This is a genomic window from Protofrankia sp. CiP3 (genome assembly GCF_917627345.1).
GTDB lineage: Bacteria > Actinomycetota > Actinomycetes > Frankiales > Frankiaceae > Protofrankia.
This window is the reverse complement of record NZ_CAKJTM010000047.1, coordinates 22,246-35,649: the sequence shown is the minus strand read 5'-3', so window position 1 is coordinate 35,649 and position 13,404 is coordinate 22,246. Positions and strand designations below refer to the sequence as shown.

The window sequence follows — 13,404 nt, the reverse complement described above, 5'->3', positions numbered from 1 at the left end:
CGCACCGGACGCACCGGACCAGCCTTCCGCCCGCTCGTCGCGTGGTCTGGCTATAACGACGATGAGCACCGGCAACCGCACGGCCGCGACCGCCAATCGCTCCACCTCCCGCGGGTCCGTCCCCGCCGGGTCGTCGATGACGACCAGTACCGGGCGCTCCGCCGCGGAGCCCGCGAGCGTCTCGGTCTCCACCGATCCGATGACGAGCACGGCGCCGCAGCCACCCACCCGGCGAGCGAACTCCGCGACGAGCCGGCTGGCCCCCATCCCCGGTTCGCCCTCGACGATGACGGCTCCCCCCGCGTCGTCGAGGGCATGCCCCCACATCTGTTCCAACCAGTGCAGTTCCAGATCCCGCCCGAGCAACGGGTTGCGGTCTCCGCTCAGCCCCGCCGGCAGGCCCTGTGGGCGTACGGTGTCCGGGAGCAGGCTGGGCTGCTCGGCAAGGATCGCCGCGTTCAGCGCGCGCAGTTGCTGGCTGGGCTCCACACCGATCTCGCCCACGAGCCGGGTCCGGGCTGAACGGTAGGCCTCCAGCGCCTCCGCCTGCCGACCCGACTCGTAAAGCGCGACCATCAGCTGGCCCCAGAACCGCTCCCGCAACGGATATGCGGCCACCAGCGACTGCAGCTCGCCGACCAAGGCCGCCGCATGGCCGAGGGCGAACTCGGCGTCGAGACGGTCGGCTACCGCGGCCAGCCTCAGCTCCGCAAGCTGATCGCGTTCTGCCACCGCGAACTCGGCGTCACCCAGATCCTCGTACGCATCCCCTCGCCACAGCTCCAGCGCACGCCGGAATCGGGCAAACGCGAGCTCGGGTGCGCCGGCCAGCAGCGCCGGCCGCGCCTGCCCGACAAGCTGTTTGAAAAGTGCCGCGTCCAGGGCCGCCGTGTCGACACGCAGGCTGTACCCCGACGGCACCGTGACCAGAACCTGCCACCCCGCTGGCGGACGGTCCAGCTCCAGCAATCGACGCAGCCGGGCAATGTAGCTTCGCAGCGTTTTCTCCGCCGTCGGCGGCGGGGCCGCTCCCCACACCCCGTCCACCAGGCGCGACACCGAGACAAACCGGTTACGCTCGGACAGCAGCAGGCCAAGGAGTGTCCGCTCCCGCGGGCCTCGCAACGGCAACGGCTGACCGTCCCGGCGGACCTCCAACGGCCCCAGTACCCCGAACCACAGGCCGGGCGAGGCACCGCCGACGACCTCGCCAACGGGCTCACACGCTGGAGCCACCAGCCCGCCAGCACCCTTACCGACCATGTCGGTTATCCCCTTCGCCAGCGGAGCCCCGCTCGAGCTGCCCGACGACGCCGGCTGGTTGTCCGGGCCTGTTGTGTTGACGAAGTCCGCTGTCTCCGCGGCCGGCCAGACATGATCAAAAGATGCGCCGGCGTCCCGCCCGTCCACCGTTTCCAGCCTCCGAGTTCACGGGATTCCGCTTCCTCGCCCGCGAACACCAGGAGCTGGCCATCGACACTCCGCGTGCCGGCAAGCGGACCGGATCCGACCGCAGCGGGCTGGAGGCCCGACTGCCACCGCAGCCCGGACCGAAAGGCCTCCACCGCACAGCGGGGATCGGTTCCCGGCATGCAAACGCGCAGAACACCCACCGCAACCGCTACAAACTCGGTATCGATGCCAACCCCCGTCTACGGCTGACGGTCGCCTCCGCCGAGCCCATCTTGGCCTGCTGGCCATCTGGTCAGCTGGCCGGCAGGACCCACCGCGTCGATCCGACGGCCGCGGCAGGACTCCGCCAGGAAAAGTGAAACCCGACGCCCGCAGCGGACAGTCGCGCCCCGAGCCCACTCACGGACAGGAGGCCATAAGCAAGTCGATGATCGACAATCAAGGGAACCAGCCTCATCGCCCGACGAAAAATCCAGGCCGGCGCGGTGCTTTCACGGAGCCCCACGTCGAAGCCGGTTTCGGCCGCCTCGTACCCCTGCCGCTCATGCCTTCATGGTCACCCAGCCCGGCCTTGTCCGCCATCTCCACATGGAGATCTCTTTACCGAGACCTCCGTTTGGCGCTACCTGACGCTGTCGGCCTGGTGCACGATGCCGGGCGTGGCGGAACAGAGCAGCGAGACCGTGTGGGACTTCACGTCGGTGTTGCGAGAGGACCGGTTGTCGCCGGAAATCGACACCACAATTGCACATCCAGCCCGCCGGTATGACTACTGGCTCGGCGGCAAGGACAACTTCCTGCCCGACCGGGAGTCCGGAGATGCCATCGCCGCCGCATTTCCTACCATCCGGATCGCGGCCCTCGAGAACCGCCGATTCCTGGGAAGGGTCGTACAGTTCCTGGCTGAGGAGGCGGGCATCCGACAGTTTCTTGACATCGGCACCGGCATCCCGACCGTGAACAACACACACGAGGTCGCCCAGGCGATCGCCCCCGAGTCACGCGTCGTGTACGTCGACAACGACCCGATCGTGCTTGCCCACGCCCGTGCCCTGCTGACCTCCGACCACCGCGGCGCCACCGCCTATCTGGACGCGGACCTCCGGAACCCCGAGAAGATCCTGAGTCATCCGGATCTCCAGCGGACGCTGGACCTGTCTCGCCCGGTAGCGCTGATGCTGATCGCGATCCTGCACTTCGTCCCCGATGCCGATGATCCGTACGGCGCCGTGTCCCGGCTGCTGGCGGCCCTGCCGTCCGGCAGCTATCTGGCTATCTCCCACGTGACGAGGGATTTCATGTCGCCGGGGACCGCCGCAAGCGTCGACGATGTCATCGCCGCAACCCGGGTAACGTTTCAGATGAGGAACCGAGCGGAGGTCGCCCGGTTCCTCGGCGGGCTCGAGCTGATATCTCCGGGTATTGCGGCCCTGCCCGCCTGGCGAGCCGAGAACGAACCACAGCCCCGTCCGTCCGCCGCGGACACAGCAGCCTACGGTGCGGTGGCCCGCGTTCCGTAGACATCAGAAGCCATCGGACGGCAGCCCGCGGGCGACGACCATCGCCGGGTATGCTCACCGCCGCCGCTTACCTCGGGTACCGTCAAACTGGAATCGGAAGTCCGGAACTGACTGGAGCCATCGTCCACAGTGCGCTTTGCCACGGCGGCCTTCGCTACCGATCTGGTGGCTGGTCAGAATCAGTATCTGTTCGCCATCCCCTCCGCACGCAGGATGCGCGGGCGGACACATTCGCCCGCGACCATGACAGCGCGTTTCAACAGAGTTGGCCACCGCCGTGGCGGCCAGGAAGAGCACGGCATCTTCTCAACGACGCTGACATCAAGGATGTCATGACCGCTGGGTCCGGACGCCCCGCCACTGATCTATCAGTGGAGCCCGCGAAATGCTGTGGTTTGCTGCTCTGACGGACTATAAGGTGGTCAGAAAGCTCGGGGAAAAGATGATCGAGACGGTGTTCCGAAGTGAGGATCTGCCCGCGGGAGAACGGTTTGATGCTTGGCGTGCGATGGCTCACTGGGCCACTGCCCCGCTGGAGTTTCGCAGCGACCACGAGGAAGACTTCCCAGCGACCTTGCGCCTGCTGGAACTCGGTGCTGTGGACATGTTCACAGCGTCTTTTCCGTCGTTGCAGATACTTCGGACCCCAAAACTGATCAAACAGTCCGATGCCGAGCAGTACAAGATGGGCTTTCTCCTCCGCGGGAACGCGAGACTTTCCCAGATGGGCCGGGACGTCACGGTCGCCACGCGCGAGCTGGTCCTCTATAGTACCTGGCGTCCTTTCGATATCTGGATAGATTCCGGCCGCCACGACATGGCCACAACAGTAGCGATCCGCGTTCCCCGAGCGCTGCTGCCGCTGCCCTCGGCCGCGACCGATCAGCTGATCGCCCGGCGGATATCGGGCCGCACGGGGATCGGTGCCCTCCTCGTGGGGCTCGTCACCAACATGATCGCGAATACGAGCCCTTACCAGCCCAGCGACGCACCCCGACTGGGAACCGTCCTGCTCGACCTACTGACCGCGCTGCTTGCCCATGAAGTCGATGCCGACCGCTTTTTACCATCAGACACCCGCCAGCGAACGCTCGCCTTGCGTATTCGATCATTCATCCAGCAACGGCTGGGCGAAGCTCAGCTGACCCCAAGCAGCATCGCCGCAGCCCACCACATCTCTACCAGCCAGTTGCATCGCATTTTCCAGCAACAGGACCTCACCGTCTCCGCTTGGATCCGCAGCGAACGCCTGGAGCGCTGTCGCCACGATCTCACCGACCCCGCGCTGCACGCAACGCCCATCCATGTCATCGCCGCCCGCTGGGGGTTCTCCTATCCCGCCGACTTCAGCCGCGCTTTCCGCGCCGCTTACGGCATCTCACCCCGTGACTATCGTCACACAGCGCTCCACAACACAATCGATGAGACGCACCGTTAAGAAATCAGCGACGCTATGCTAACGCCTTCCAGCCAGGTAAACTGGCATCCTGGTCTGAAGCACGCTCTGTAGTCTCGAGCTACCCATGTAGATGACATCGACACATGAATAAATCATGACCGGGTCGGTCATAGCCCGCTATTTTCGTGGTTGTGAGGTTCCACCATGCCCGACGATGACACCGACAGTCGAACGTTTGCTTTGATCACGGAGGTGAACGAGGAGATTGAACAGAAGATTGCCGCGCACGCGTCCACGAGCCTGCGCATCCTGCTCGATGTCATCGCCGCCAGCCAGGCAGCTGTCACCCAAGGCGACATGACCACGCTGAGCGCCCAGCCCGGGCAACTGCACCGGGCACGTGAGGCGCTGCAGGCAGCCCTTGTCAACACCAACCTCCTGCTAGAACAAGAACGACGAAGAACGGGTCGTCCTGGCCCCGAGCTCCCGGCGGCCGGCAGTGTCGAATGCGCCACGCTACAAACCCTCGCATTGAGGGCCTCCGGCAGTAGGGCCTTCGATCAGACAGCGGCGTCCGGGTGGATGGACCGCGAGCCGGACAACCCTATTACCGGAGCCTCTTAGCCAGGAGCTTGCCATAAAAATCGCTACAACCACAGACAAATCGGTGCGAACCATCAATATCGCGGAACAACCGGGGACTGCTCCCCGCACATATCGACTTCGCCTGCCGCCGGCCGGCCTTCGGTCGGGAATCGGGGTGCGAGAGGTCAGCACTGGCCAGCGGACAGGAGCCGCTGCCCGCTGAAAAGCGCCATCGAACCGACGATGTCGACATGGTGGACCGCGAAACGCTAGCCGAGCACGAGTATGTCATAGACGGCGGGAGTGTGTCTGCTGTAGACAGCCTGCCCGGCAAGCACCTCGGCGGACAGCCCCACGGGTGGCGGCGGTTCCGTCCCGTGCCTGGGAACCAGCCGGGCCGGGGACGAATCAGGTGAAGTCCCGAAGTGATCGGACATCATGAAGTCTCCACAGGACGAAAATCTAGCCTGAATTCGCTCAGAACGTCGACAATAGCTGACATTATCGCGCGGCGCGGTTGGACCGAGACACGCGCCTCGCGATGCCGCGTCCCCTGTTAGAGCGCGTTCGAGATCGTCATTCCGGCTCGCGGCTCCCCGCATCCCGCCCGGCCGCGTTGTCGTCAGTCGGCGCCCAACACCAGGGCGCCTTCCTCGGGCGCTCGTGGAACGTATGTCGACCAGGACGCCAGCCGCGCGTCCAGCCCTGGCCTTCTTCACCGTCTCTATCTGGAGATCTCCTTATCGAGACCTCCGTTTGGAGCTACTCGGTGCTGTCGGTCCTGGCGCAGGCTCCTTGCTGTGACGCGGACGCTCGACCTGCGGAAAGCAGGGCGCCGCTGACCGTGTAAGAGCGCCCGGCAATAGAGGTGTGGATCAAGGAGCGGGGCTGGGGTGCGTGCATCGCGAGGCGGCGGAGGGAGTCACCCTGGTGTTGGGTGGCGACCGACGACAACACAGCGAGGTGTGTGCCCCAGCCCCGCGACGCCGCGCCCTTATTGCCGGGCGCTCTAAGCCGGCAGCCTGCGGTGCCCGCGCCGGGCAGTACCAGCGGCACCCGGAAGGCTCCCGAACACCCTTTCCGGCCACGGCTGTGATGGGAGATTTTCTTTTCTCGCGCGTGGCTGCCCGCCTACCTCATACGATCGCTTCGCCAACCAGGTCAGCAGCCCCGGCTACGTGACGTCCGGGTCGCCGGCCGCTGGCAACGCGGGCGGATCACCGCTTCCCATCATCGAATGCGCACGGCAGGCCATCCCCCGATGACATCGCGGGGATCATCGGTAGGGACTCACAACCCGCGCCGTGCAAGACCTCCTGTACCGCCATCGCACAACGCTGAAGGGATGGGACGGGCCATGACTACCGATCACGACGACATGGACCGGCTCCCGGCCGCGTCCCCCCTCGATGACGACCTCATCCGCTGGGCACAGGCCCGTTCTCCCGACATACTCGCCGCCGAGCCGGACGCTCGCGCCGCGGCGAGGGCGCCAGCGAACCCAACTGACCGTGATTTCACCGGCGCCCGCCTGGATGGGGCGGACCTCACCGGCGCCGACCTGCGCGGGGTGGACCTCACCGGCGTCGTGCTGTCCTGGGCGACCCTCACCCACGCCCGGTTGGACGGGGCTGACCTCACCGACGCCTGGCTGGACGGGGCTGACCTCACCGGCGCCGTGCTGTCCTGGGCGACCCTCACCCGCGCAGGGCTGGTCGGGGCGGACCTCACCGACGCCGACCTGCGCGAGGCGAATCTGCGCGGGGCTGACCTCACAGGCGCCTGGCTGGGCGGGGCTGACCTCACCGGGACGCTGTGGTCGAGGGACACCCGCTGGCCAGACGCCGGGTGGGCATGGCGGATGCGTGACTCCTCGGACGAGGTATCCACCGGCCTGTTCCGGGTCCGGCCGGACTCGGGCCGGGATCACGAAGCCTCGCTGTCCCCTGTCTGACGCGGCGAGTTCCCGGCTACCCGGGCAAAACAACCACAAAACCTCCGGCCATAAGCGGAAGCAACGTTCCGGAAGCCCGCGGGCGTGCTTCATCAGGATTCTTCCCGAGTGGGGTGGCAGTGGTTGCCACTCGCTACAGCGTGCGCACCAGTCGATCGGCGAGGATGCGCGTGAAGCGAGACGGATCGCCGAGTTCTCCGCCCTCGGCCAGCAACGCCATTCCGTATAGCAATTCCGCTGTCTCCGCGAGAACGTCGGATTCCGCTTCCCGCTCGTGCGCCTTTCGCAACCCCGTTACCAGGGGGTGCGTGGGATTGAGTTCCAGAATACGCTTTGGATGCGGCACCTCCTGCCCCATCGTGCGGTACATCTTCTCCAGGGTCGGTGTGATGTCGTGCGTGTCACCCACGATGCAGGCCGGCGACGTCGTGAGGCGTGCGGACAGGCGGACCTCCTTCACTTCTTCCCGCAGCTTCGTCGCCATCCAGGACAGCAACGCGGCGAACGCCTGCTGCTGTTGTTCCCGGTCGGATTCGGCGCTCTTCTTCTCATCTTCGGTGTCGAGGTCGACCTGGCCCTTGGCGATCGACTGCAGTGGTTTGCCGTCGAACTGCGCGACCCGTTCGACCCATACCTCATCGACCGGATCCGTCAGGACCAGAACCTCGTAACCCCTGGCGCGGAAGGCCTCCATGTGCGGCGATCTTTCGATCATCAACCGAGAATCGCCGGTCATGTAGTAGATGTCGTTCTGGCCGTCCTTCATACGGTCGACGTACTGCCGCAGGGTGGTTGGCTGGTCCGGGTCGTGTGTCGAGACGACAGAAACGATCTCGAGTATCGCCTCCCGGTTCTCGACATCGTCGAGAAGGCCCTCCTTCACGGCACGACCGAACTCGTTCCAGAAGGCCCGATAGCGCTCGGCCTCGTTGGCCTGCATGTGCCTGACCGTCGCGAGCACCTTCTTGACCAGCCGGCGGCGCACCAGCTGGATCTGGCGATCCTGCTGGAGGATCTCACGCGAGATGTTGAGCGACAGATCATGTGCATCGACAACACCCTTGATGAAGCGGAGGTAGCTCGGCATGAGCGCCTGGCAGTCGTCCATGATGAAAACACGCTTCACATACAGCTGAATTCCCTGCTTACCCTCCCGCATGAACAGGTCAAACGGCGCGCGGGACGGGATGAACAACAGCGCCTCGTACTCGAAGTGCCCTTCGCCCTTCATATGAATGGTCTCGAGTGGATCGGTCCAGTCGTGGCTGACATGCTTGTAGAACTCGTTGTACTCAGCCTGGTCGACATCATCGCGTGAGCGTGCCCACAACGCCTTCATCGAGTTGAGCTGCTGGATTTCGATCGTCGTCGTGTCATCTTCGCCGGTCCGTTCGGCAGCCATCCGGATGGGCCACGAGATGAAATCGGAATACCGCTTTACAATCTCCCGGATCTTCCACTCGGCGGTGTAGTCGAAAAGACGGTCCTCACTGTCCTCAGGTTTCAGGTGCACGGTTACCGCGGTGCCCTGCGGTGCGTCGTCGACCGACTCGATGACATACGTGCCCTCGCCGCTCGATTCCCACCGGGTGCCAACGCTTTCACCGGCTCGACGGGTCAGCAGCGTGACCTGGTCCGCCACCATGAAGGTAGCGTAAAAACCGACACCAAACTGCCCGATAAGATCGTACGACGCCGCAGCGTCCTTCGACTCCTTCATCTTCCGGAGCAGCTCGGCCGTTCCGGACTTGGCGATAGTACCGATGAGCTGGATGACGTCGTCACGGGACATACCGATGCCGTTGTCGCGCACGGTCAGGGTACGCTGTTCCTGGTCGGTCTCAATATCAATACGCAGGTCAGATACGTCGACCCGCAGGTCGTTGTTGACCAACGACTCGAGTCGCAGTTTGTCGAGGGCATCAGATGCGTTGGATATCAGCTCACGCAAGAAGATATCTTTGTTGGAGTAGATCGAATGGACCATCAGCTGTAGCAGCTGACGCGTCTCGGCCTGGAATTCCAGCGTCTCAATCCGGTTGCTCACGGGACTCCTCTATGCGGGCACAAGGGTCGTTCATGGAAAGGATACCGAGCAGCCGTGCGTTGATGGCTGCGGTCGCAACCCGCCGGCGCATCAGTCCTGGCGAATGCTGTCTGCCGATCGAGGGGCTGCGCGCGCGGCCGGTGGGGGTCCAGTACTCCACGTGGGGTATTGACCCGCATGTTCGCCTGTGAGATAAGAGGCTTGCGCTGGGCAGGCTGGATGGCCGTACCGCGCTGGCTTCGCCATGGCCTGGCACGCGACACCCTCGGCCGATGCTGCCCGGTGCGCGCGGAGACGCCGGGAGGGGGATGGAACTCCTGATCCTGTCAAGTAGTTTTTACGACACGTGAAAAAAATATCCCGAGCGACGGCTCCGACGCTCGGCCAAACTCTTCGACAGATCGATCCCGCCACGATAACCAGCCCTGCGTGAATGCAGCCCAGCCAAAGCCTATGATCGGCCCGGCCAGCACCACCGAGCGTCCCGAGTATGGAGTGCCCTGTGAACGACTACATCGACAGCTACCCACCCCCCACGTTCGACACCACCAGGCCGCACTCTGCCCGCGCCTGGGACTACTGGCTGGGCGGTAAGGACAACTTCGCCGTCGACCGCGAGTTCGCGGACCGATACGCCGAAATCTTCCCAGAGATCATCGAGATTGCCCGCGCCGACCGGGCCTTCCTCGGCCGCGCGATCAGCTACCTGGCCGGTGAGGCGGGTATCCGCCAGTTCCTCGACATCGGTACCGGCCTGCCCACCGTGGACAACACCCACGAGGTCGCCCAGCGGATCGCCCCGGACTCCCGCATCGTCTACGTCGACAACGACCCACTCGTGCTGGTTCATGCCCGCGCCCTGCTCACCAGTAGTCCTGAAGGCGCTACCGCCTACATTGACGCCGATATGCGCAGCCCCAAGAAGATCCTCAACATCGCCGACCAGACGCTGGACTTCACCCAGCCCATCGCGCTCAGCCTCTTAGGGATCATGGGGACCATCGCCGACCTCGATGAGGCACATGCGATTGTGAAGGAATTCGTGAACGCCCTGCCCTCGGGCAGCTATCTGACAGTCAACGACGGTACCGATGTCCTCATGGGCGAGGCACGCCGTCAGGAACTCCTCCGGCTCACCCGCGAACGCCCCGGCTACGGGTATTACCACCGTCGTACTCCTGAGCAGATCGCCCGGTTCTTCACCGGCCTCGAGCTCCTCGAGCCCGGTGTGGTGTCAACCCCTCTCTGGCGGCCCGCCCCCGGGAGCACCCCCACCGCGTTGGACGCGTTCTGCGGTGTCGCCCGCAAGCCCTGAATACCCGGCGGATCGGGCGGTACTCTCAGGCACGACGATATACGGGAGACACGATGACAGTGCAGCCGGATCGGGGGCCGGTTGCGCTCCGAATTCTACTTGGTGGCCAGCTGCGCCGGCTCCGGGAGAGCCGGGGTATCAGCCGCGAGGCAGCCGGGTACGAGATCCGGGGCTCCGAATCGAAGATCAGCCGACTGGAACTGGGGCGGGTCGGGTTCAAGGAACGTGATATCGAAGACCTGCTCACCCTCTACGGGATCGTCGACGAGACCGGACGAGCGCCGATGCTCGCGCTGGCCCGGGAGGCCAACCAACCCGGCTGGTGGCACCGCTTCGCCGATATTCTGCCGGACTGGTTCGAGTCGTACCTGGGCCTGGAGACCGCCGCGACACTGATCCGGACCTACGAGGTCCAGTTCATCCCAGGCCTGCTCCAGACCGAGGACTATGCCCGTAGCGCTATCACCCAAAGTAATGGCCCTGGCACCGTCTCGGCCAAGGAGATCGAACGCCGAGTCGACATGCGGATGAGCCGGCAAAAGGCGCTGGACCGCCCGAATCCACCCCGGCTGTGGGCCGTGCTGGACGAAGCGGCCCTGCGGCGTCCGATCGGCACGCCCGCGGTGATGCGCACTCAGCTGGAACGGCTGATCGCGGTCTCCGAGCGGCCGAACCTCGCCATCCAGGTGATGCCCTTTGCGTTCGGCGGCCACGTCGCGGAAAGCGGCGCCTTCAGCATCCTGCGCTTCGCCGAACCAAATCTCCCGGACATAATCTACCTGGAGCATCTCACCGGTGCGGTCTACCTGGACAAGGTAGCGGATGTGAGCCGCTATGCGGAGGCCATGAATCGTCTCAGCGTCGACAGCTTGCCGCCCGACAAATCCGCCGAGCGCCTCGCCAGAATCATCGCCGAGACATAAGCGGCATCGGCTCGACCGGCAAGCGCGATGAGCCGCCGCCATCAGCTCCGCTGACGACGGTGGCTCATCGCATCCAAGGCATCAGATCAGGAACGCGAAGTGGCGACCATTTAGGTAGACGAAGCCACGTCGATTCCCACTGATCGGGCCATCGTCGCGACGTCACGGACGCCGGGGTATCCTGGCGGTGCCGCGGCAAGAAAACGTCGGACCTTCGCTGCCGCTGCTGGCCCGAACGGACCCATCGGAGCACCGGCCGCGATGGCCTTCGCCATCAGTTCCGCCGCGCGGTCAGGCTCCTTGTCTGCCAACGCCAGGGCATGTGACATGGCCAGGTGGTTCCGCAGCCCGGTCGGACCATTGTGGGTTACCGTCGGCGTCCACTCCGCGGCGATGCGCATGGCCGGAGCCGTCTGCCCAAGCATGGCGTAGACATCCACCGCGGTCACTGCCAGCTCGGCCTGTGACAGCCCCTGGAATGGACGCGCATGGAATGCCGGAGCGCCGTACCGATTCGCGGTCTGCCGCGCCGCGCAGAGCGAGCTACCGGCATTAACCTGATCCCCGAGCGCGGCGTAGGCTTTTGCGGAGATTGCGTGCAGCCGGGTCATCTGCAGCCCCCCCGCGACCATCCCGACCCACTTGGCGCTGTGCGCAAGAGCCATCTTCGGGTTGCCGCTGGCAAGCGCTGCCGTCGCCCACGTCCCGGCGATGTGCGCACCCAAGCCGAGATGCGCGATCTCATCCGCATGATTCGCGGCAGCCGACAACGACTGCTCCGCTTTGACGTACTTGCCCTGATCTACGAAGGACAGTCCAAGCAGCGCTCCGAACATGGCCTGGGCCTCGTGCGTGTCCCGCTCGGCCTTTGCTGAGAGTCGGCCCTGCCGTAAGCCCGCGAGGGTCCGGAGATGCACACGGATCACGTTCGCCGTGACAGCGACATCTTGATCCATATACCGGGCCATGATGCGGTCAGCCGCGGCCTTGGCCGTGTCGATAGTGCTCATGCCGTCCATCCCGATGACGAGCCCTGCCGCGGTGAGGGCGGCGAGAGCGTCAGCATCCCTCCTGGTGATGTGCATGCCCGCACTGAGGCCCTCCTGTGTGATCTGACTTGCGATTCCACATCGTGAGCACGAACCTGCATGGAGTGCGATCACAGCAACTATAAGTCATTGCATACGTGGTTGCACATGCGGCTGCACGTGCAACCCTACCAAGATCCATAATCTCGCCATCCCCCGCGACCTGACCGCCCGAGCTGAAACCGGCCCCACCAACCGCGAAACCCGCCGCCGCACGCCACGTGGGCCCATCCGCGTTCCATCCCGACTCCGTCGAGTTTCGACTTTTTGCGCGTCGGCGGACATGGTAACCACACCGTCACCACTCACATAAAAACTGTAAACGACCAATCGGCTCCAGATATCCAACAACTGCCGGTCACGACAAAGCACCGTCAGGCCCGCCAGCACAGGACCGAACAGCAGGCGGCACAACGCCGATGAACACCAGCTGGCTGGCCAACGTGGCGCGCACGCTCCCGCCGCGGCCGCTGGCGGCCTGGTCGTCACAGTTTTCCGGAGAAGGCCGAGCAGCCGTACGCCCGAAGGGCCGACACAATGGCCGTACCCATACACATAGCCGGGAATGGGTACGGCTACGCGCGTGCCCATATCGGTACGCACCCGAAAACAGCCAGGAACGACACGGCGCGTAAACGAGGACGCGGCCGAGCGTAATATTTCACAACGAGTGTTTACAGGTGTCATGCCTTTTGGGACAGTATGCCAACATGAAGCCAACAGACAAACTCAGTAGTCTTTCTCAACGCCTGGTATTGACGCTCAGCTGTCCGAACCGGCGCGGCATCGTCGCGGCGGTGTCCGCCTTCGTCACGGATACCGGCTGCAATATCATCGAGGCCCAGCAGTACGGGGATCCCGACAGCACCCACTTCTTCCTGCGCCTGGCCGCGGACCTTGAGGAACCGCACGGCAGCCTTGACCAGATACGAGTCGCTTTCGGTACGGTCGCCGATACGTTTTCGATGGACTGGCGGATCTGGGACGCCGCCGTCCAGCCACGGATATTGATTATGGTGTCACAGCACGATCACTGTCTGGCCGACCTGCTGTCGCGCCACCGCGCCGGCACCCTGCCCGTCGACATCGTCGGTATCGTCTCCAACCATCAGGACGCCAAGGAACTGGCCAGCTGGCACGGCGTGCCCTTCCACCACTTA

Annotated in this window: 12 protein-coding genes; 8 read left to right on the top strand and 4 right to left on the bottom strand. The window is 64.6% G+C overall.

The genetic code is table 11. The features are described from left to right. A partial coding sequence (locus tag MJ797_RS16250) for a BTAD domain-containing putative transcriptional regulator (protein WP_239335716.1) occupies positions 1-1,410 on the bottom strand: 1,410 nt, incomplete at its 3' end. Between MJ797_RS16250 and MJ797_RS16245 the strand changes: the two genes are divergently transcribed. The 4 genes from MJ797_RS16245 (at position 1,386) to MJ797_RS16230 (ending at position 4,956) form a co-directional block, all read left to right on the top strand. After that, on the top strand, positions 1,386-1,772 hold the full coding sequence (locus MJ797_RS16245; RefSeq protein WP_239335714.1) for a hypothetical protein: 387 nt from the start codon (positions 1,386-1,388) through the stop codon (positions 1,770-1,772). The genes MJ797_RS16250 and MJ797_RS16245 overlap by 25 nt on opposite strands. Positions 1,773-2,117: 345 nt before the next feature. After that, complete coding sequence (locus MJ797_RS16240; RefSeq protein WP_374582375.1) at positions 2,118-2,933, top strand: SAM-dependent methyltransferase; 816 nt, start codon at positions 2,118-2,120, stop codon at positions 2,931-2,933. A 385-nt stretch (positions 2,934-3,318) separates the two neighbouring features. Then, entirely contained in the window at positions 3,319-4,371 is a 1,053-nt protein-coding gene (locus MJ797_RS16235) for a helix-turn-helix domain-containing protein (protein WP_239335712.1), read from the top strand. Between the two features lie 165 nt (positions 4,372-4,536). Continuing rightward, positions 4,537-4,956: a DUF6245 family protein gene (locus MJ797_RS16230; protein ID WP_239335711.1), complete on the top strand. Its 420-nt coding sequence runs from the start codon at positions 4,537-4,539 to the stop codon at positions 4,954-4,956. 230 nt (positions 4,957-5,186) lie between these two features. Here MJ797_RS16230 and MJ797_RS16225 read toward each other — a convergent pair whose 3' ends face one another. Then, on the bottom strand, positions 5,187-5,357 hold the full coding sequence (locus MJ797_RS16225) for a hypothetical protein (RefSeq protein ID WP_239335710.1): 171 nt from the start codon (positions 5,355-5,357) through the stop codon (positions 5,187-5,189). Positions 5,358-6,274: 917 nt separating this feature from the next. Between MJ797_RS16225 and MJ797_RS16220 the strand changes: the two genes are divergently transcribed. Continuing rightward, positions 6,275-6,871, top strand: a complete 597-nt coding sequence (locus MJ797_RS16220; protein WP_239335709.1) for a pentapeptide repeat-containing protein — start codon at positions 6,275-6,277, stop codon at positions 6,869-6,871. A 133-nt stretch (positions 6,872-7,004) separates the two neighbouring features. Here MJ797_RS16220 and htpG read toward each other — a convergent pair whose 3' ends face one another. Continuing rightward, the gene (gene htpG / locus MJ797_RS16215; protein WP_239335708.1) at positions 7,005-8,918 is read right to left on the bottom strand and encodes a molecular chaperone HtpG; all 1,914 of its coding nucleotides are present in this window, start codon (positions 8,916-8,918) and stop codon (positions 7,005-7,007) included. A gap of 490 nt (positions 8,919-9,408) precedes the next feature. Between htpG and MJ797_RS16210 the strand changes: the two genes are divergently transcribed. Both MJ797_RS16210 and MJ797_RS16205 read left to right on the top strand, forming a co-directional pair. After that, the gene (locus tag MJ797_RS16210; protein ID WP_374582365.1) at positions 9,409-10,233 is read left to right on the top strand and encodes an SAM-dependent methyltransferase; all 825 of its coding nucleotides are present in this window, start codon (positions 9,409-9,411) and stop codon (positions 10,231-10,233) included. A 53-nt stretch (positions 10,234-10,286) separates the two neighbouring features. After that, a complete protein-coding gene (locus MJ797_RS16205) occupies positions 10,287-11,156 on the top strand; it encodes a helix-turn-helix transcriptional regulator (RefSeq protein WP_239335706.1) in 870 nt (289 codons plus the stop codon). Positions 11,157-11,266: 110 nt separating this feature from the next. On the opposite strand, the gene MJ797_RS16200 is transcribed toward MJ797_RS16205, so the two are convergent. Continuing rightward, the gene (locus MJ797_RS16200; RefSeq protein WP_239335705.1) at positions 11,267-12,241 is read right to left on the bottom strand and encodes a hypothetical protein; all 975 of its coding nucleotides are present in this window, start codon (positions 12,239-12,241) and stop codon (positions 11,267-11,269) included. A gap of 713 nt (positions 12,242-12,954) precedes the next feature. Here MJ797_RS16200 and MJ797_RS16195 point away from each other — a divergent pair. Next, the coding region (locus MJ797_RS16195; RefSeq protein WP_239335704.1) for an ACT domain-containing protein at positions 12,955-13,404 on the top strand (450 nt) is incomplete at its 3' end.

Coding starts and splice junctions, on each gene's coding strand:
- MJ797_RS16245 (WP_239335714.1), top strand. CDS start 1,386: ATGCGCCGGCGTCCCGCCCGTCCACCGTTTCCAGCCTCCGAGTTCACG.
- MJ797_RS16235 (WP_239335712.1), top strand. CDS start 3,319: ATGCTGTGGTTTGCTGCTCTGACGGACTATAAGGTGGTCAGAAAGCTC.
- MJ797_RS16230 (WP_239335711.1), top strand. CDS start 4,537: ATGCCCGACGATGACACCGACAGTCGAACGTTTGCTTTGATCACGGAG.
- MJ797_RS16225 (WP_239335710.1), bottom strand. CDS start 5,357: ATGATGTCCGATCACTTCGGGACTTCACCTGATTCGTCCCCGGCCCGG.
- MJ797_RS16220 (WP_239335709.1), top strand. CDS start 6,275: ATGACTACCGATCACGACGACATGGACCGGCTCCCGGCCGCGTCCCCC.
- MJ797_RS16210 (WP_374582365.1), top strand. CDS start 9,409: ATGGAGTGCCCTGTGAACGACTACATCGACAGCTACCCACCCCCCACG.
- MJ797_RS16205 (WP_239335706.1), top strand. CDS start 10,287: ATGACAGTGCAGCCGGATCGGGGGCCGGTTGCGCTCCGAATTCTACTT.
- MJ797_RS16200 (WP_239335705.1), bottom strand. CDS start 12,241: ATGCACATCACCAGGAGGGATGCTGACGCTCTCGCCGCCCTCACCGCG.